Source organism: Escherichia sp. 93.1518, assembly GCF_013368915.2.
GTDB classification, from domain to species: Bacteria; Pseudomonadota; Gammaproteobacteria; order Enterobacterales; family Enterobacteriaceae; genus Escherichia; species Escherichia ruysiae.
The window spans coordinates 147,862-166,536 of sequence record NZ_JABWMT020000002.1 but is presented as its reverse complement, the minus strand read 5'-3'; the positions used below and the strand labels follow the sequence as shown (position 1 = coordinate 166,536).

Genomic DNA, 18,675 nt, shown 5'->3' with positions numbered 1-18,675 from the left:
AGTCTACGCGAATCGAGCAATATATTGAATTTGCACGATTTTGTGGCCGGATAAGGTGTTTACGCCGCATCCGGCATAAACATAGCGCACGTTGTCATCGGTCTGCCCCCGATGGCGTCACCATCGGGCATCTTCTTATTTACTCTCCTGCGGCGACAAATGTTGCATCGCCTGCGCGATACTGCGCTCAATCACCGCACGGCGAGTATCGTTGGCAGGCAAGAGTTTCAACATCATCTCCCACGCAGCAACGGCTTCGCCAAATCGCTGCTGCTCAAAGGCATTAAACGCATACATGCTCAGCACGCGAATATTGCTATGGTCGCTTCTCACCAGTTGACGCAACAACTCGCCGCCCAGGCGGTTATCGTTGGGGTCAGAAGAACGCGTTAACGCCTCCGCGTAACCCAGCGCAGCATCGCTGTTTTTCGGATCGAGGCGATACGCTGTGGCATATGCATCAGTCGCGATACTGGCGTTACCCAGCGCCATCCCAACGCGCCCCAACATAATCCAGCCTTCAATATCTCCTGGATTTTTTTGCAGTTGAGTACGCATCCCCAGCGCAAGACGTGACATCTCTTCTTCGTTGAGCGGATCGGCTTTCGGATCCAGCGCCCTGTCCAGCAATGCCGGAGCCTGCGCTGTGGCCTGCTGCCAGACTTTTACCTGCTGATAATTGCCAGTCTGGTAGTAGCTGATACCTGCCACAATTAACGCCACCATAATACCCGGCAGATAAACAACATATCCGGCACGCTTACCTTCTGGCACGCTTTGTTCAGGCAACTCCTCCTGCACCACATGCACCCGACGCCGCGAGCGGGAGTAAATCACCCAGCCGCCAATACCAATAGCGACAACTGGCAGCACCCACAGTAGCACGGTCAGCGGCGTTAACGGCGGATCGTAAGTGACGAAGTTGCCGTAACGCGCCACCATATAATCAACAATCTCTTTCTTGCTTTTACCTTCCTGCATCAGTTCATACACTTTCTGGCGCAGGTCGGTGGCAATCATCGAGTTGGAATCGGCAATGCTGTTGTTCTGACATTTCGGACAGCGCAGTTCTTCCGTGAGCTGGCGGAACTGCTGTTCCTGTGCTTCATCCTTAAACTGCAACACGTCGATGGTTGCCAGCGCCGAGCCGGAGATCATCAGCATCAGCACGCCCAATAAAAACCTCATTGTGCGGCCTCCTTACTGTATTTCTCCCACAGCGGCTTGATCTCTTCTTCCCAGACGCGAGGATTGAGATCGCCCGCATGGCGATAGCGAATGATGCCGTTGCCATCGATGAGGAACGTTTCTGGCGCGCCATACACGCCGAGATCCAGCCCTAACATGCCGTCGCCATCAAACAGGCTTAGCGCGTAAGGATTGCCCAGTTCTTTCAGCCAGCTAATCGCTTTCTGCCTGTCGTCTTTATAGTTCATACCCACCACGCGGATGCCCTGCGCAGAAAGCTGATTCAGATATTGATGTTCCGCACGGCAGGTCGGGCACCAGGTCGCCCAGACGTTGAGCAGCACCGGTTTACCCTGGGTCAGCACGTCCGCCTGATAAAACTGACCGGGATTATCCAGTGATTCGAGGCGAAACGTCGGCACCGGCTTGCCAATGAGCGCCGATTCCAGATTGGTCGGATCATCCCCTTCGGCATTACGCGCCAGCTGCCACAGCAACGCTGCGGCAATCGCCAGGAAGATAATCAAAGGAATTAACAATACTTTGCGCTTCATACAGCCTCCGGCGCAGTTTTTTGCGGGTTCACGCGCTTGCGATAGCGAGGATCAAACAGGCATAACAGCCCGCCCAACGCCATCATCAGCCCGCCCGCCCAGATCCAGCGAACAAACGGTTTGTAGTAAAGACGAACTGCCCACGCGCCGTTTTCCAGCTCTTCGCCGAGCGCCGCGTACAGGTCACGGGTAATACCGCCGTCAATTGCCGCTTCAGTCATCATCGAACCAGCAGTGTTGTAATAACGTTTTTCCGCATACAGCACCGTTTCCGGTTTGCCGTCACGCGTCACGCCGATAGTCGCCACACCGCCGCGCCAGTTTGGGCCAGTAACCTCTTTTACATCACGGAAGGTGAAGCGATATTCATGGATATCGACGCTATCGCCGGACTTCATGCGTACATCACGCTCAACGCTGTAGTTCTGGCTGAAGGCAATGCCAACAATTGTCACCGCCAGTCCCAGATGAGCCGCCACCATCCCCCAATAACTGAAGGTGGTTTTCGTGCCGCGTGAAATACGCAGCGCCGCTTCCGCAATCGCCAGCACCGCAATCCAGCAGGCCATTGCCAGACCGAGTACCGTCATCGCCACAACTTTGCTTTCGAACAGCCACGGCAACAGCAGCGACAGCACCAGCGTAGAGATGAAGGCGATAATCAATAAGTTGCGGATTTTACGTGGGCGATCGCGCCCCCAGCGCACCAGAGGGCCGACACCTAGCAGTAGCGCAAACGGCACCATCAGCCAGGTAAACATGGTGTTGAAAAACGGTTCGCCAATCGAAATGCTGCCCAGCCCGAGTTGTTTATGCACCAGCGGCAGCAGCGTCCCCAGCAACACCACCAGCATCGCGGCGACCAGCAAAACGTTGTTCGCTAACAACAGAGATTCCCGCGACCACAGCGCATTGTTTACGCGTGAGCGAACTTTGTGTCCACGCGCGGCAAACAGCAGCAGTGAACCACCAATCACCAGCACCATAAAGGCGAGGATAAACATACCGCGCGCAGGATCAGACGCAAACGCATGTACCGATACCAGCACACCGGAACGCACGAGGAAAGTCCCCAGCAGACACAGCGAGAAGGCACTGATTGCCAGAAGTAATGTCCACGCTTTGAAGCTGGCGCGTTGTTCAGTGACCGCCAGCGAGTGCATCAACGCAGTGCCAACCAGCCACGGCATAAACGAGGCGTTTTCTACCGGATCCCAGAACCACCAGCCGCCCCAGCCGAGTTCGTAATAGGCCCATGCGGAACCGAGCACAATGCCGAGCGTCAGGAAGATCCACGCCGCCAGCGTCCACGGGCGGGTAAAACGTGCGTAGGTGCTGTCCAGACGCCCACTCAGCAAAGAAGCAATGGCAAAAGCAAACGCCACCGAGAAACCGACGTAGCCCATATAGAGCAAAGGCGGATGGAAGATCAGCCCCGGATCCTGCAACAGTGGGTTAAGATCGCGCCCTTCAATCGGGAAGTTCGGCAACGTGCGTGAAAACGGGTTAGAGGTAAAGAGAATGAACAGCAAAAAGCCGACGCTAACCATCCCCATTATCGCCAGTACGCGCGCCACAATATCCAGTGGAATACGCTGGCTAAAAATCGCCACCGCAAACGTCCAGCCGCTCATCAGCAGCACCCACAGCAGTAGCGAGCCTTCATGCGCGCCCCAGGTAGCCGCCACGCGATACCACACCGGAAGCTGGGTATTGGAGTTGCTGGCAACATAGGTGACGGTAAAGTCGTTGACCACGAAAGCATTGACCAGCACCAGAAATGCGCCAGCTACAGACATAAACAGCAGCCAGGCAAACAAGCGGGAAGACGCCATCATGCGCGCGTCCCCGCGCGCCACGCCCCATAGCGGATACACGGACAGCAGCAGCGCAATCCCTAGCGCCAGGCACAGCAGTCCGTTACCAATTTCCGGCATCATGATGCTGGGTCCTTATAAACACTCGCCGGGCGACGGTGGTTAGCTTCCATCGCTTTTTCGACTTCTGGCGGCGTATAGTTTTCATCGTGTTTCGCCAGCACTTCTTTCGCGAGGATATGATTGCCTTTTTCCAGTTCGCCCTGCACCACAACGCCCTGCCCTTCACGGAACAGATCCGGCAAAATGCCTTCGTAAGAGACATCGACCGAACCTTCAGCGTCGTAAATGGTGAAGGTCACTTTCAGCGAATTGGGATCGCGCTGCACGCTACCCGGCATCACCATCCCGCCAACGCGCAGACGCTGCCCGACTTCCGGCATCTGTTGGGTTTCACGCTTGCCGTAGAGAATCTCCCCCGGCGTATAGAAAAGGTCGATATTCGAGCGCAGCGCATACAGCACCAGGCCAATCGTCAGCGCCAGCCCCGCCAGCACGGCACAGGCAATCCACAACCGATTTTTACGGCGAATATTCATGCAGCCTCCTGCTGTTGCGCAGCACGTAAACGCGCCTCACGCGCCCGCTGTTGCGCCACGCCACGCAGAATTGCGCGATGCTGCATCACCGAGTGCACGACCAAAACCACCAGCGGAATAACTGTCATCACCACCGCCAGCCAGACAAAAAAGGCGTAACCGCCCATTGCGAAAAATTCATTCCAGGAAGCAAATGCAGGGGTCATTTACGGCCTCTTTTCAGTATCAGTTCACTCACCCACGGACGGCGTTTTTCCATCAGCAAAATCAAATTACGCATCCGCATCAGCGTCAGCGTGGCGGACAGCAGCAGGAAGCCAAAAATCGACCAGCGTAGCGGCGAACGCATCGCCGGATCGATACTTTGCTGCATCCGCGTTGATCCCTGATGCAGGGTGTTCCACCACTCCACGGAGTAATGAATAATCGGCAGATTCACCACGCCAATCAGCACCAGAATACCTGCCGCACGGCCTGCCAGACGGCGGTCGTCGAAGGCGTGCCACAGGGCAATCACACCCACATACAGAAACAACAGCACCAGTTCAGAAGTCAGGCGTGCGTCCCATACCCACCAGGTGCCCCACATCGGTTTCCCCCACGCGGAACCGGTGACCAGGGCAATAAAGGTAAACACGGCACCAATGGGCGCCATCGCCGCCACCGCCAGGTTGGCCATTTTCATCTGCCAGACAAGGCCGATAAACGCCGCCACCGCCATTGAGGCATAAATGCCCATCGACCAGATCGCCGCAGGTACATGCAGATAGATAATGCGGTAGCTATTTCCCTGCTGATAATCAGCGGGGGCAAAGCCGAATCCCCAGATCCAGCCGACGGTAAGCACAACCACACTGGCGATTGCCAGCCACGGTATAAACCAGCCACAGATTTGGTACAGCCGTGGTGGGATCGCCAGTTGATGCAGTGTTTTCCACATAGTTTCGATACCAGACTTGAACAAAAATCAGTAATTCAGCGTTATTGAATGCTGATTCGTAACGCTGCCGCCGTCGCAAAAGGGCTTAATGTCGCGGTGCCTGCCAGCAACGCACCTAAAATTGCCAGATACCCGTCAACGGGCAAATGCATCGAAGCCGCGTCCATCGCGGCGGTGGCAAAGATGAGTAATGGGATAGTCAGCGGTAACACCAGAATGCTCAATAGCACGCCGCCGCGCTTAAGCCCCACCGTCAGCGCCACGCCCGGTGCGCCGAGAAAGCCAAGCGTAGGAGTTCCCAGCAGCAGCGTCAGCGCCATCACTTGCCAGCCATAAACGTCCATTCCCAGTAGCAATGCCACCAGAGGCGAGAGGATGAGTAACGGCAGACCGGTTACCATCCAGTGCGCCATCACCTTCGCCAGCACAACGGCGGGCAAGGGTAACGGCAACAACATCAATTGTTCAAGACTGCCGTCCTGCAAATCGTCACGGAACAGGCGCTCCAGCGCCAGCAGTGAAGAAAGCAGCGCCGCAACCCAGATAATGCCCGGTGCAATACGCGCCAGCAGCTGCGGCTCCGGACCAATACTGAGCGGAAAAAGGGTAATAACAATCTGGAAGAACCACAGCGGATTAGCGATTTCGGCGCTATGGCGAAACGCCACGCGCAGCTCAAGACGGAAAATGCGCCAGAACATCATGCGCCCCTCGTTTGCATCAGCGAAATGCGGCGGATTTTACTTTCAGCAACGTTGAGCGGCTGGTGGGTGGTCAGAATCACAATCCCCCCCTGCTCCGTATGCTGCGCCATTCGCTGGGTCAGACGATCGACGCCGTTAACGTCAATCGCGGTAAAAGGTTCGTCGAGGATCCACAACGTGGCACGGGTCAGCCACAGACGCGCCAGCGCCACGCGGCGTTGTTGCCCGGCAGAGAGTTGATTAACGGGAATATCTTCGAATCCGGCAAGCCCGGCCTGCGCCAGGGCTTTCAGACATTGTGCGGTATCGCCATCGCGATGATAAAAGTGCAGATTTTCTAACGCCGTCAGCCGGGTTTTGATCCCCGGCTGATGGCCTATCCATAACAGATTTTGATGGTAGCTGTCGCGTACCTGATGCAAGGGCTGCCCTTGCCAGAGAACGTCACCCGCATCAGGGCGAGACAATCCCGTCAGCAAACGGAGAAGCGTTGTCTTCCCCGCACCGTTGCTGCCGGTAATTTGTACCCACTCTCCTGCATTCAGCGTAAACGACAAACCACTAAATAAGATTCGTTCATCCCGCTCGCAAAGTAATTCTCTGGCTTCAAGCATACCCACGCAATAACCCTGTTAAAAACCTGTCTCGACTTCGCGCATATCGGGCAGCTTGTGCGCTATCCCTTTATGGCAATCAATACAGGTTTGCCCATCTTTCACCGCCTGGTCGTGCATCTTAGCGGCAACAGATTTCTGGGCGGTTGTATCCATATACTCGAAGTTGTGACAGTTACGGCACTCCTGCGAGTTATTGTCCTTCATGCGCCGCCACTCATTCTGTGCCATCGTCAGGCGATGAGCTTCAAATTTCTGCGGCGTGTCAATAACGCCAAAAATTTTACCATACAGCTCTTTACTTGCTTTGAGCTTGCGTATCATCTTTGGCACAAACTCGTGCGGAACGTGACAATCCGGGCAGGTCGCACGCACGCCGCTACGGTTGTTGTAATGCACGGAATCCATGTATTCCTGATACACCGTGTTACGCATTTCGTGGCAGCTAATGCAGAACTCTTCGGTATTGGCTTTTTCCATCCCGGTGTTAAAGCCGCCCCAGAAGACGATGCCGCCGACAAAACCGATCAACAGCAGCGTCCCCAGCGCCAGACGGCTGGGGGTACGCCACCATTTCCACAGGCGCTTAATCAGACCAGGTTTACGGTCAGAATTTCCCATAATAACCTCTTATTTCCCGTAACCTTTTGACGGGGTAAAGGTATTCCCCACGATTGGCGCGGTATCGGCCTGCGGCACGTGACATTGCAGACAGAAGTAACGACGCGGAGCCACTTCCGCGCCCACTTTGCCGTCGCTGTCCATAAAGTGAGTAGGACTGATACGCGGCGCGCCAGTGGTGCGATAACTTTCGACACCGTGGCACTGCAAGCAGCGGTTGGTATTGGTCGTTACCTGATAACCTTCAACGCTATGCGGGATCATTGGCGGCTGATTCACATAGTTCAGCGGCATCCGATCCTGCTCTTTTGGCATCCGAATGGCCCCTTCCTGCGTCCCGGATACTTCCGGCGACTGGCTAAAATCGACGCCATTAGCCGCCCAAACCGCGCCGCTCACCACCAGGGCCAGCATCGCCGTCCATTGACACAGCGCCTTCTTCAGGTCATGGCTTTTCATGATTTCGCTCCCGAACTCCATCGTGTAGTTATTGTAAATACATCCTCAGAACAGACATCCACGCAGCGACCGCACGTCATGCAATCGCGGCTGGTGACCTGCACCGGGCTTTGTTCATCCAGCACCGGGGCACGTAGCACATGCGGTTCCGGGCAAACATGAAAACAATCCATACAGCGGTTACATTTCTGCCGATCGGTTGCCGCAACGGTGATAGCGCCTTTGCTACCCAGCACGCCATACAGCGCGCCAACCGGACAAATGTGCCCGCACCAGCCGTGTTCAACGACCAGTAGATCAAATAAAAACAGTGCGAGAATAAGCAGCGCGCCGCTGCCGAATCCCATTACCAGGCTGCGCCCCATCAAGGAAACGGGGTTGATCCATTCCCAGATGAGCGTGCCAGTTAAGGCCGATCCCACCAGAATGATCACCAACAGCACGTAGCGAATGTGGCGAGGGATCGTCGCAGACTGATTGAGCTCAAAGCGCCTGCGTAACCAGTTCGCTAAGTCGGTAATTGGGTTCAGCGGGCAGACCCAGCTACAAAATAATCGCTTTCCTGCCAGGGCGTAGAGCACGGTGATAATCACCGCACCGGTCAGCGCCACCGTGGCAGGCAGATGACCGCTGGCAAGGCTTTGCAGCGTCATCAGTGGATCGGTCAGCGGAACGGTGTCGAATAACAGGCTACTGCTGTAGTTGCCGTGCAAGATCCACACACCAAACCACGGACCACTCAAAAACATCCCCAGCACGAAGAACTGACAAAGGCGACGTAACACCAGCCAACGGTGGCTGCGCCACCAGCCTTTTTTCGCCAGCGCCTCGCGCCCGGCGTCACGTTTACGATTTGCCATTGTTCCCCTCCAGCCAGCCGAAGCGGTAATGGTGACCTAACTCCCCTTTCGCCAGTGACAGCGGTAACACCTTGATTGCCGGTTGTTCCAGCACGCACACTTTTTCGCACTTACCGCAGCCGGTACAGGCGTCGCTGTGAACCGTCGGCAGAAAGCGGGCGTGCTTACCGGTACGCGTGTTGCGCTCCAGCTCCAGGGTGATGGCCTCATCAATTTTCGGGCATTCGCGATAACAAACATCGCAGCGCAGCCCCTGAAAGTTGAGACAGTTTTCCTGGTCCACCAGCACCGCCAGCCCCATCCGCGCGTCGTCGATCGATTCGATCTCACGATCCAGCGCACCGCTCGGGCACACTTTGGCGCACGGAATGTCCTCACACATTTCGCAAGGAATATCCCGTGCGACAAAATATGGCGTGCCCGCCGACAGGCCAGAAGCCAGCGTCGCCAGTTTTAAGGTGTCATAAGGGCAAGCCTGAACACACTGACCGCAACGCACACAGGCACTGGCAAAGGCGTTCTCGTTTATGGCTCCGGGCGGGCGCAACCGCACGCCAGATGCGCGTGCGGTTTGCTGTTGTAACCCCAGCGCCACACCCACGGCAGCCAGCCCGCCTGCTGTGCGAACGACATCGCGCAGAAAGCGGCGGCGACCATTTTGAGGTTTCGCTGACCGGGACATAATGGCTTACACCTTCTCCAGTTTGACCGCGCACTTCTTGAAGTCCGTCTCTTTCGAGAGCGGATCGGTCGCATCCAGCGTCAGTTTGTTAACCAGCTGTGCGGCGTCGAAGAACGGCATGTACACCAGGCCCTGCGGCGGACGGTTACGACCGCGCGTTTCAACAATCGAGATCACTTCGCCACGGCGAGAAACCACTTTCACTTTGTCGCCACGGCGCAGATCGCGCGCTTTCGCATCCAACGGGTGAATAAACAGGACCGCTTCCGGGAAGGCACGGTGCAGTTCCGGCACACGGCGAGTCATACTGCCGGTGTGCCAGTGCTCCAGGACGCGTCCGGTAGAGAGCCACAGATCGTACTCTTCATCCGGTGCTTCCGCCGCCGGTTCGAACGGCAGTGCGAAGATCACCGCTTTGCCATCCGGTTTACCGTAGAACTTATAGCCTTCGCCCGCTTTCACGTACGGGTCGTTACCTTCGCTGTAACGCCACTGCGTTTCTTTACCGTTCACCACCGGCCAGCGCAGACCGCGCGCTTTGTGGTAGTCATCGAACGGTGCCAGATCGTGACCGTGACCGCGACCAAACCATGCGTACTCTTCGAACAGCCCTTTTTGCAGATAGAAGCCCAGCTCGCGGGATTCATCGTTCAGCTGATCTTCCGCCAGTTCGGATACCGGGAATTTGCTCACTTCGGGGGTGGCATACAGAACTTCGTACAGCGTTTTGCCGCGCAGTTCCGGTTTCTTCGCCAGCAGCTCTTCCGGCCATACTTCTTCGGTTTTGAAGCGGCGGGAGAACTGAACTAACTGCCAGAGATCCGATTTTGCTTCGCCCGGTGCCTGTACCTGTTGACGCCAGAACTGAGTACGGCGTTCGGCGTTACCGTAAGCGCCCTCTTTCTCTACCCACATCGCCGTTGGCAGGATCAAGTCGGCTGCCAGTGCACTGACTGTCGGATATGGATCGGAGACGATGATAAAGTTGCGCGGATCGCGCCAGCCCGGCATACGCTCTTCATTAATGTTCGGCCCGGCCTGCATGTTGTTGGTACACATAGTCCAGTAAACATTCAGCTTGCCGTCTTTCAGCGCACGGTCTTGTGCTACCGCATGCAGACCGATTTTCGCCGGAATGGTGCCGCTCGGGATATTCCACTTCTTCTCGCAGATATCACGGTGTTTCTCGTTAGTCACCACCATGTCCGCAGGCAGACGGTGAGCAAAGGTGCCCACTTCACGCGCAGTACCACACGCGGAAGGCTGCCCGGTCAGGGAGAACGGACCGCAACCCGGCTGAGAAATTTTGCCGGTCAGCAGGTGCAGGTTGTAGACCAGGTTGTTGGCCCACACGCCACGAGTATGCTGGTTGAAGCCCATCGTCCAGTAGGAGATGACTTTCTTGTTCGGATCGGCATACAGCTGCGCCAGTTGTTCTAACTGGTCTTTCGGTACGCCGGTCATTTCAGCGGTTTTTTCCAGCGTATACTCAGCAACGAAGGCTTTGTAATCTTCAAAGCTCATCGGTTCGGAGGCGTCAGAACCTGGATTCTTCGCTGCTTTTTCCAGCGGATGGGTCGGACGTAAACCGTAGCCGATGTCCGTCGCCCCTTTACGCAGGTTAACGTGTTTGCTAAAGAAGTCCTGATTTATCGCATTGTTTTGAATGATATAGTTGGCGATATAATTCAGGATCACCAGGTCGGACTGTGGCGTAAAGATGATGCCGTTATCCGCCAGCTCGAAGCTACGATGCTGGTAGGTAGAAAGCACCGCCACGGTGACGTTCTGGTTAGAGAGACGACGGTTGGTGATGCGCGACCAGAGGATCGGGTGCATCTCCGCCATGTTCGCGCCCCACAGCACAAAAGCGTCAGCCTGTTCGATATCGTCATAGCAGCCCATCGGCTCATCCATACCAAAGGTACGCATAAAGCCAACTACTGCCGACGCCATACAGTGACGCGCGTTCGGGTCGATGTTGTTAGAACGGAAGCCCGCTTTAAACAGCTTGGAGGCGGCATAACCTTCCCAGATAGTCCACTGACCAGAACCGAACATACCGATCGATTCCGGCCCTTTTTCTTTCAGGGCGGTTTTGAATTTCTCTTCCATCACATCGAAAGCCTGATCCCAGGTGATTGGGGTAAATTCGCCTTCTTTGTCATATTTACCGTTTTTCATACGCAGCAGCGGCTGCGTCAAACGGTCTTTACCGTACATGATTTTGGGCAGGAAATAGCCCTTAATGCAGTTCAGGCCACGGTTAACCGGTGCGTCTGGGTCGCCCTGACAGGCCACCACACGCCCCTGCTGCGTTCCGACCAGAACGCCGCAACCAGTACCGCAGAAACGGCACGGCGCTTTATCCCATTTAATGGCTTCTTGCTGACCAACAACGGCGCGGGCAACGCCCGGCACGCTGAGACCGGCAGCCGCCGCAGCGGCCGCAACGGCGTTAGCTTTCATAAAGCTACGACGACTGAGTTTCATGGTGTTTCCTCACCTTGCTCTTCCTGCTGGTGATAAACCAGCGACACCGCCAGCACGCCCTCTACGTTGCGTACTGACTCAATGGTTTGGATCAGCGTTTCGCTGTCTTCTGCTTCCACCACCACAATCAACTGACCGCTCGGCGCGTCGCTGACAGCGACTTCACAGCCGGGAAAGGCGTTCAGTTGGGTGCTGATGTCTGAAATTCGTTCGCTTTTGGCCTGCACGACCAGGCTGCAAACTTGCCAGTTAGTGTGCATGGAGATACTCCGCAGTTATGGCTGATACCGGACAGCTGGCTGCACATGCTCCACATCCGTTGCAAAGTTGGCTATTAAGTTGCGGCTGGTAGATCCCGGAGAGCGTCGGGCGAAAGATAATTGCCATTGGCTCGCAGCTATCCTGACAGCGGCGGCATTCAACTGTTTGATACGCCAGGCACGCCTCCCCGATGGTGAACAGCAAATCCCAGGCCCTGGTGTGGCGCGGAGAAAATAGCGATTCGGGGCAAGCCTGCGCGCAGGCGTAACAGAAGCTGCACTCGTTATTTTTGAAATTAACGCTCGGATAACCACCCGCGCCGCGTTCAAGAATGTTGTTTTCACAAGCATTAATACAGGCGTCGCAGCGGGTGCAATGGTTAAGAAAATGAGATTCATCACCGGACCAGGGCGGACGGATACCGTTACTGGCTTTACGCCAGCGACCAGTCAGTATGCCCCGACGGGATGCATCAATCTTCACATTGACCTTCCATCATTAACGCGCTCTGAAAGCTGAGAGCGACCAAATAAACCGCATAATTAATAAGCCATTTTTATAGCCGCTAAGATATTAAAGGATGTGTCAAAGATGCATACCCCGATCGGGGTAAAACCTGTAGCAGGATCAAAAGAGTGGTGGGAAGAGTGGCAAAAACGAGCTTTTGCTCACATTTCAAATGGTTATAAACACATTTATATAGCGATTAATTCACCAGAGATATTTCAGCTGGTTTCTTCTCTCATTAGCATTTAACACTAAAAGAGCAGGTAAAATTGTCTGAATGTTCTTTCAGTTATTCATAAAGCAAATTAATAAATCTGATGAATATGTTAACCTTCAGCGACATCCTCGGTGAAAACCTATAAATGAAGAAGGAAAACAAATGAAGACCATTCTACCTGCAGTGCTGTTTGCCGCTTTCGCCGCAACCTCAGCCTGGGCGGCAGACAGCGTCCAGCCACTGGAAAAAATCGCCCCTTATCCACAAGCTGAAAAAGGCATGAAGCGTCAGGTGATTCAGTTAACCCCGCAAGAAGATGAATCTACCCTGAAAGTAGAACTGTTAATCGGTCAGACGCTGGAAGTCGATTGCAACCTGCATCGTCTCGGCGGAAAGCTGGAAAGCAAAACGCTGGAAGGCTGGGGCTATGATTATTATGTCTTTGATAAAGTAAGCTCGCCGGTTTCCACGATGATGGCCTGCCCGGATGGCAAGAAAGAGAAGAAATTTGTCACCGCGTATCTGGGCGATGCTGGAATGCTGCGTTACAACAGCAAGCTGCCGATCGTGGTGTATACGCCAGACAACGTGGATGTGAAGTACCGGGTCTGGAAGGCGGAAGAGAAAATTGACAACGCGGTAGTTCGCTAAACTGCTGTGAGGTGCGGCACCCCGTAGGCCGAATAAGACGGTTACGCCGCATCCGACATCTAACGCCCGAGCCGGTTGCCTGATGCGACGCTGAAGCGTCTTATTAGCATACGCCACATCCGGCATCCCATGCCGGATGTGGCACATCATTACAACGCAATATCCGCCACTTCTTTTTGAACGGGTTGCGGTTTCAACTGCGGTTTTGGCGTATTGTCTGCCGCCTGCGGCTTGTCGTATTTCAGCCCCAGCACTTCGCTGGTGTACTGCAACTCGCGTTCTGTTGCCGCTACATCACCGTTCAGCTTACGTCCATAAGACGGAACGATCGCTTTCAACGTTGCCTGCCATTGCGGGCTGGAAACGCGATCGCCAAATACTTTTTCCAGCAGATTCAACATAATCGGCGCGGCGGTTGACGCCCCTGGCGATGCCCCCAAGAGCGCGGCAATGGTTCCTTGCTGGTCACTGACCACTTCGGTACCCAGACGCAGTACACCACCTTTCTCGGCATCACGCTTGATAATCTGCACACGCTGCCCCGCTTGCCACAAACGCCAGTCCTCTTTTTTCGCTTGCGGATAGTACTCTTTCAACGCTTCAAAACGATCCTCTTCACTCAACATCACCTGACTTACCAGATATTTCACCAGATCGAAATTATCCAGCCCGACGTGCATCATCGGCATCACGTTAGAGGTGGTGGTGGAACTCATCAGATCCCACAATGAACCGTTTTTGAGGAATTTGGTTGAGAAGGTGGCAAATGGCCCAAACAGCACTACGCGTTTACCGTCCAGCACACGGGTATCGATATGCGGAACCGACATCGGTGGTGCGCCAACGGATGCTTTACCGTAAACTTTCGCCAGATGGTGATTAACCACGTCCGGGTTTTCCGAAACAAGGAACTGTCCGCCCACCGGGAAACCGGCGTAGTCTTTCGCTTCCGGAATCCCCGATTCCTGTAACAGCTTCAGCGCCGCACCGCCCGCGCCGATAAAGACAAATTTGGCACGAATGTTCTGTGCAGTGCCGTTTTTCAGATCGGCAACGGTGACGGTCCAGGTGTTATCGTCATTACGTTTGAGAGCGCGGACTTCACTGCTGAGTTGCAGCGAGAAGTTAGACTTCTTCTGCAAGGAAGCTATTAACTGGCGGGTGATCTCGCCGTAGTTCACATCGGTACCAATTTCCGTACGCGTGGCTGCCACTTTCTGTTGCGGATCGCGCCCTTCCATCACTAACGGTGCCCACTCTTTGATCTGCGCGTGATCTTCAGAGTAACGCATACCGCGAAACAGCGAACTTTGTTGCAATGCCGCGTAACGGGCGCGCAGGAAATTGACGTTATCCTCACCCCAGACAAAGCTCATGTGCGGAACGGTATTGATAAATGAACGCGGAGTACGCAGCACGCCGCGCTCGACCTGGTGCGCCCAGAACTGGCGGGAAATCTGGAATGCTTCATTAATGGCGACTGCTTTTTCAATACTGATGCTGCCATCGGCGTTTTGCGGGGTGTAATTGAGTTCCATCAGCGCAGAATGCCCGGTTCCGGCGTTGTTCCAGCCGTTCGAACTCTCCTGCGCAACCCCCTCCAGGCGCTCCACCATGGTCATCGACCACTCTGGCTCCAGCTCGCGTAAATAAGTCCCCAATGTGGCGCTCATAATGCCGCCGCCAATCAACAGTACATCAGTTTCCTGCTCCTCGGACGCTTTCGCTTTTGCCGCCATCGAAACGGCATTAAGCCCCACGGCCATCGAGAAGAGCATGGCAGTCACTTTTTTCATCTTGTTAATGCCTTACTTTTAGTCGCTTTATTGCAGGTGAGATTTGCGCGGCATCAACGGTAACACTTAAGTAACAACATTTAAATAATGTTTATAAATTATATTCTAATTTTAGAAACATTATAATTTCGTTGATTAATTATAGGGTTATTAGAAACGAAGGGATTTTTAGAATATTGACCTGGCGGCAGCAGTCCGCCAGGTCAGCGTCGAAATATTATGCCGTCCGGGCAACGGCATCACGCGAAGCAGCATCGCGCTCTTCGCCCGTCAGCTCGCTAAGTTGCCCACTGCGCATCTCCAGCAGGCGGTCAGCGTGGATAAAGTAATGATCGTCATGACTAATGGCGAATATGGTTTTACCCATTTCCTGCATCAGCGGCAACAGTACCTGATAAAACTCACGACGGAAATGCGGGTCCTGATCCGCCGCCCATTCATCAAGCAGAATAATATCTCGTTCTTCTGCCAAAGCCAGCAACAGCGCCACGCGTTTTTTCTGGCCTTTCGATAACCTGAGGTTAAGAATACGCCCGTTATTTAACTCAAGCTTATGAGCCATTTTCAGTTGTGCCAGCCACTTCTCAACCAGTTGTGGATTAGCCGGTTTTCCCTCTGGCCCCAGCAACTGATCAAACAGCCAGACATCGGTAAACACTGCCGAAAACAGTTTGCGATAATCTTCCGGTTGTTCGCCGCTGACAGGTTTGCCATCCAGCAAGATTTCGCCGCTTTGTGGCTGATACAAGCCCGTCAGCAACATCGCCAGCGTCGATTTTCCGCTACCGTTGCCGCCAATCAGAAACAGCAGTTCGCCACGTTTGATGGTGAGGTTAATCGGCCCAACGGAAAACGCGTTATCCTGATAGCTAAACGTCACGTTACGCAATTCCAGTGTTTGCCAGTTGGGAAACGCCTGCGGGCGCGGAAATTCCGCTTTGAAAGGCGCGAGTGCGAATTTGTTCAGCTTGTTAAACGCCACCTGCGCCGTCAGCAGCGTCGGCAATGCGCCAACCGCCGAAAGCAGCGGTGTACGCAGGAATAACAGCGTCAACGAATAGGTCGCGGCAACGTTGGTATCAGCCCAACCGAGACTGTTCGCCATCCAGAACACCAGGCCGATTGCGCCCAACATCATGATGTTTGACCAGTTCACGGCGCTAAGATGGAAGGTGTCTGCGCGGATAATATGGTGGCGATACTCTTGCGCATCGGGGATGTAGAGGTTGTTAAACACATACTCGGCGCGTTCCCGGTTCAGAGTCAGCTCTTTGCGCCCTTCGAGTACGGTTTGAAAATCCGTGTACAGCTTGTCTTCGGTTTCACGCAAGGTCGCCATATGTTTGTACACCCGCGCCACCAGCACAAAACCGCCCCAGATGGTGACCGCCATCCAGGTAGCCGTTACCAGCAACATTTTGCCCGACAGCATCCACAAATACGCCGCTGAACCGATAGTGAGAATGATCCCCTGCACCAGTTCCGGCAGACGCACAAAAGCAATGGTGATATTGCGCACATCGCTGGTTAACCCCGCCAGCAACGAGGCGCTACCGAGTTGTTCAATGCGCTCGACGTGGGTATCCAGAATCCGCTTGATAAATTCACTACGCAGTCGGTAAACGAAGTGATGCCCCAAAGTGGTGAGCGCCAGTTGCGATCCGAGAGTGACTGCCATCAACAGCAGCAATAATCCCAGAAACTCCGGCAACACCAGCAGACTGGTATCCGCCGTTTCGATAAGGCGCTGATTGATAAAAGCAATTAAGCCAATGCCTAATGCCGCACTGGCGAGGCTTAGCGCCATCACACTGATAAATGGCCAGCGATACTGCCGCCAGACAAGTACAAGAAGTTCCATGCAGAAAACCCGGACAATAAATTACAGCCCGCAGTTTAAACATCTTCGCGCGCACAGCAATAATAATTCTTATTTTTATTCTTTTTTACCTGCCTGCCGGAATGTCAGGTTGTAGCGGCAGTCGCCGGTGAGTGGATGAAACCCCGCTTTCAGCGGTTGAATGCCATGATAAAACAGCCGCGACTCACCGCCCCACACCACCACATCACCATGTTCCAACAACAATCGTTTGAGCGGATCATTTCGTTTCAGGCCGCCAAATTGAAAAATCGCGGGTAAGCCCAGAGAAACAGAAACAATTGGCGCGCGCAGATCCGGTTCGTCTTTATCCTGATGCAGCGACAGTTTCGCGCCAGGAGCGTAGCGGTTGATAAGACAGGCATCTGGCAGGAAATCTGGATAGCCCGCCGCCGTAGCCGCACGTTGACATAAATAATGAAAGCTTTGTGGCATGGCGGGCCACGGTTTATTTGTTTGCGGATCGATGGGCGAATAGAGATAGCCCTGCCGATTGGTCGTCCAGCCCAGATGCCCGCAGTTGGTCATCGCCACCGACATGGTATATCCGCCAGGTGTGACCATCTGGCGAAACGGCGACTGGCTGGCAACGTCATTAATATCGCGGATTAGTTGCTCCGCAGCGTTAAAAGCAAAACGCCGTAAAATTACCGCACCAGCCGCCAGTGGCTCTTGCCACGGTTCAGCATCGGCAAACAGATCCAACATTACCTCTCCTCATTTTCAGCTTCGCGGCGCAGCAGTTGCGCTTTACGCGACACGCCCCAGCGGTAACCGGAAAGTGTGCCATCACCACGGACCACTCGATGACAGGGTATTACGATAGCCAGCTTGTTGGCGGCACAGGCGCTGGCAACGGCCCGTACCGCTTTCGGTTTGCCGATGGCGTTAGCCAGTTGCTGATAACTGACGGTTTCACCGCAAGGTATCGTGCGCAGTGCCTGCCAGACTTGTTGCTGAAAAGCAGTGCCGCGAATATCCAGCGGTAACGTCAGCGGCGTATCGCGTTGATTGAGGCTGGCGATCACGTCACGCACATGTTGTTGAAACGTCAGATCGGCAGGCGCGTTGTCGGCAGCGGGAAACATCTGCTGCAACTCGCTGATTAGTGTCGCGTCATCATCGCCCAGCAATATCGCGCAAATCCCCCGCTCGCTTTCTGCCACCAGGCAACGACCCAGCTCACAATCAGCCAGTGCATAACGCACAGCCAGGTTTTCGCCACCGTGACGAAATTGTTTAGCCGTCATGCCCAGCGTTTCATCGGCTTTACGGTAGTAACTGCTGCCGTCGGGGAATCCGGCATTGAGAATCGCCTGAGTCACGCTCTCCCCTTTTGCCAGAGACTCCCGCAATCGGCGAGCACGCCAGGCCTGCTGCCAGGCTTTCGGCGTCATTCCGGTAGTCGCTTTAAACAATCTATGCAAATGGAACGGACTCATCGCCACCTGTTCGGCTAAGGCTTCCAGCGTTACAGGCGTTTCCTGTTCCAGCAGTCGACACGCGTGGGTGATTTTATCCAACCGATGTTGCTGGGCATTGGCTTTATCAGGTTGGCAGCGTTTGCAGGGGCGAAATCCGGCGGCGAGTGCCTCGCTGGCATTTGCGTAGAAGGAGACATTTTCCCGCAAGGCATGTCTGGCGCGGCAAGACGGACGGCAAAAGATGCCTGTGGTGCGCACGGCGAAGACAAATTCGCCGTCGGCGTTTGGGTCGCGGGCTAAGACAGATTGCCAGCGTTGATCGTCAGTTAAGCGTGTGGCGTTGTTCATAATCAGCTCCCTGGTTAAGGATAGCCTTTAGTCTGCCCGGTCACCATTGCGCAAAAACCAA

General features: G+C 54.6%; 21 protein-coding genes. 2 read left to right on the top strand and 19 right to left on the bottom strand.

Translation table 11 applies throughout. The annotated features are described in order from the left end of the window. Positions 1–135: 135 nt before the first annotated feature. Genes ccmH through napF form a run of 15 tightly spaced genes read right to left on the bottom strand, consistent with a single transcriptional unit; the run spans position 136 to position 12,275 of the window. Complete coding sequence (ccmH, locus tag HEN21_RS02375) at positions 136–1,188, bottom strand: cytochrome c-type biogenesis thiol:disulfide oxidoreductase CcmH (protein ID WP_105284974.1); 1,053 nt, start codon at positions 1,186–1,188, stop codon at positions 136–138. Further along, entirely contained in the window at positions 1,185–1,742 is a 558-nt protein-coding gene (gene dsbE, locus HEN21_RS02370; protein ID WP_000824453.1) for a thiol:disulfide interchange protein DsbE, read from the bottom strand. The genes ccmH and dsbE overlap by 4 nt, the downstream gene beginning before the upstream one ends. Beyond that, entirely contained in the window at positions 1,739–3,682 is a 1,944-nt protein-coding gene (gene ccmF, locus HEN21_RS02365; RefSeq protein WP_000982446.1) for a cytochrome c-type biogenesis heme lyase CcmF, read from the bottom strand. Before ccmF ends, dsbE begins: the two co-directional genes overlap by 4 nt. Further along, positions 3,679–4,158, bottom strand: coding sequence for a cytochrome c maturation protein CcmE (gene ccmE / locus HEN21_RS02360; RefSeq protein ID WP_001026418.1), 480 nt, complete (start codon positions 4,156–4,158; stop codon positions 3,679–3,681). The genes ccmF and ccmE overlap by 4 nt, the downstream gene beginning before the upstream one ends. Beyond that, complete coding sequence (ccmD, locus tag HEN21_RS02355; protein WP_000186540.1) at positions 4,155–4,364, bottom strand: heme exporter protein CcmD; 210 nt, start codon at positions 4,362–4,364, stop codon at positions 4,155–4,157. The genes ccmE and ccmD overlap by 4 nt, the downstream gene beginning before the upstream one ends. After that, positions 4,361–5,098 carry a heme exporter protein CcmC gene (gene ccmC, locus HEN21_RS02350; protein WP_001295447.1) on the bottom strand — a complete coding sequence of 246 codons (738 nt, stop codon included), beginning with the start codon at positions 5,096–5,098 and terminating at the stop codon, positions 4,361–4,363. The genes ccmD and ccmC overlap by 4 nt, the downstream gene beginning before the upstream one ends. Before the next feature lie 41 nt (positions 5,099–5,139). Continuing rightward, positions 5,140–5,802 (bottom strand): heme exporter protein CcmB, encoded by a 663-nt coding sequence (gene ccmB, locus HEN21_RS02345; RefSeq protein ID WP_176251983.1) that lies wholly within the window; start codon positions 5,800–5,802, stop codon positions 5,140–5,142. After that, the gene (gene ccmA / locus HEN21_RS02340) at positions 5,799–6,422 is read right to left on the bottom strand and encodes a cytochrome c biogenesis heme-transporting ATPase CcmA (protein WP_105284972.1); all 624 of its coding nucleotides are present in this window, start codon (positions 6,420–6,422) and stop codon (positions 5,799–5,801) included. Before ccmA ends, ccmB begins: the two co-directional genes overlap by 4 nt. A gap of 12 nt (positions 6,423–6,434) precedes the next feature. Then, positions 6,435–7,037: a cytochrome c-type protein NapC gene (napC, locus tag HEN21_RS02335; RefSeq protein WP_000528377.1), complete on the bottom strand. Its 603-nt coding sequence runs from the start codon at positions 7,035–7,037 to the stop codon at positions 6,435–6,437. Positions 7,038–7,046: 9 nt separating this feature from the next. Next, positions 7,047–7,496 carry a nitrate reductase cytochrome c-type subunit gene (gene napB, locus HEN21_RS02330; protein ID WP_000835174.1) on the bottom strand — a complete coding sequence of 150 codons (450 nt, stop codon included), beginning with the start codon at positions 7,494–7,496 and terminating at the stop codon, positions 7,047–7,049. Beyond that, on the bottom strand, positions 7,493–8,356 hold the full coding sequence (gene napH / locus HEN21_RS02325) for a quinol dehydrogenase ferredoxin subunit NapH (protein WP_176251984.1): 864 nt from the start codon (positions 8,354–8,356) through the stop codon (positions 7,493–7,495). Before napH ends, napB begins: the two co-directional genes overlap by 4 nt. Beyond that, a complete protein-coding gene (napG, locus tag HEN21_RS02320) occupies positions 8,343–9,038 on the bottom strand; it encodes a ferredoxin-type protein NapG (protein WP_000091291.1) in 696 nt (231 codons plus the stop codon). The genes napH and napG overlap by 14 nt, the downstream gene beginning before the upstream one ends. 6 nt (positions 9,039–9,044) lie before the next feature. Next, positions 9,045–11,531: a periplasmic nitrate reductase subunit alpha gene (gene napA, locus HEN21_RS02315; RefSeq protein WP_000778067.1), complete on the bottom strand. Its 2,487-nt coding sequence runs from the start codon at positions 11,529–11,531 to the stop codon at positions 9,045–9,047. Continuing rightward, positions 11,528–11,791, bottom strand: a complete 264-nt coding sequence (napD, locus tag HEN21_RS02310) for a chaperone NapD (protein ID WP_000557378.1) — start codon at positions 11,789–11,791, stop codon at positions 11,528–11,530. The genes napA and napD overlap by 4 nt, the downstream gene beginning before the upstream one ends. Beyond that, the gene (napF, locus tag HEN21_RS02305; protein ID WP_021551081.1) at positions 11,781–12,275 is read right to left on the bottom strand and encodes a ferredoxin-type protein NapF; all 495 of its coding nucleotides are present in this window, start codon (positions 12,273–12,275) and stop codon (positions 11,781–11,783) included. Before napF ends, napD begins: the two co-directional genes overlap by 11 nt. 108 nt (positions 12,276–12,383) lie before the next feature. Here napF and HEN21_RS02300 point away from each other — a divergent pair, with 108 nt between their 5' ends. Both HEN21_RS02300 and eco read left to right on the top strand, forming a co-directional pair. Further along, positions 12,384–12,548, top strand: coding sequence for a hypothetical protein (locus HEN21_RS02300; protein ID WP_176251985.1), 165 nt, complete (start codon positions 12,384–12,386; stop codon positions 12,546–12,548). Between the two features lie 130 nt (positions 12,549–12,678). Continuing rightward, complete coding sequence (eco, locus tag HEN21_RS02295; RefSeq protein ID WP_176251986.1) at positions 12,679–13,167, top strand: serine protease inhibitor ecotin; 489 nt, start codon at positions 12,679–12,681, stop codon at positions 13,165–13,167. Positions 13,168–13,316: 149 nt separating this feature from the next. Here eco and mqo read toward each other — a convergent pair whose 3' ends face one another. The 4 genes from mqo to ada all read right to left on the bottom strand — a co-directional run bounded on the left by mqo (position 13,317) and on the right by ada (position 18,614). Further along, positions 13,317–14,963 (bottom strand): malate dehydrogenase (quinone), encoded by a 1,647-nt coding sequence (gene mqo, locus HEN21_RS02290; protein WP_176251987.1) that lies wholly within the window; start codon positions 14,961–14,963, stop codon positions 13,317–13,319. 217 nt (positions 14,964–15,180) lie between these two features. Further along, positions 15,181–16,824 (bottom strand): microcin J25 efflux ABC transporter YojI, encoded by a 1,644-nt coding sequence (gene yojI, locus HEN21_RS02285; protein ID WP_176251988.1) that lies wholly within the window; start codon positions 16,822–16,824, stop codon positions 15,181–15,183. A 75-nt stretch (positions 16,825–16,899) separates the two neighbouring features. Further along, positions 16,900–17,550, bottom strand: coding sequence for a DNA oxidative demethylase AlkB (gene alkB, locus HEN21_RS02280; protein WP_176251989.1), 651 nt, complete (start codon positions 17,548–17,550; stop codon positions 16,900–16,902). Beyond that, on the bottom strand, positions 17,550–18,614 hold the full coding sequence (gene ada, locus HEN21_RS02275; protein ID WP_176251990.1) for a bifunctional DNA-binding transcriptional regulator/O6-methylguanine-DNA methyltransferase Ada: 1,065 nt from the start codon (positions 18,612–18,614) through the stop codon (positions 17,550–17,552). The genes alkB and ada overlap by 1 nt, the downstream gene beginning before the upstream one ends. Positions 18,615–18,675: the final 61 nt, after the last annotated feature.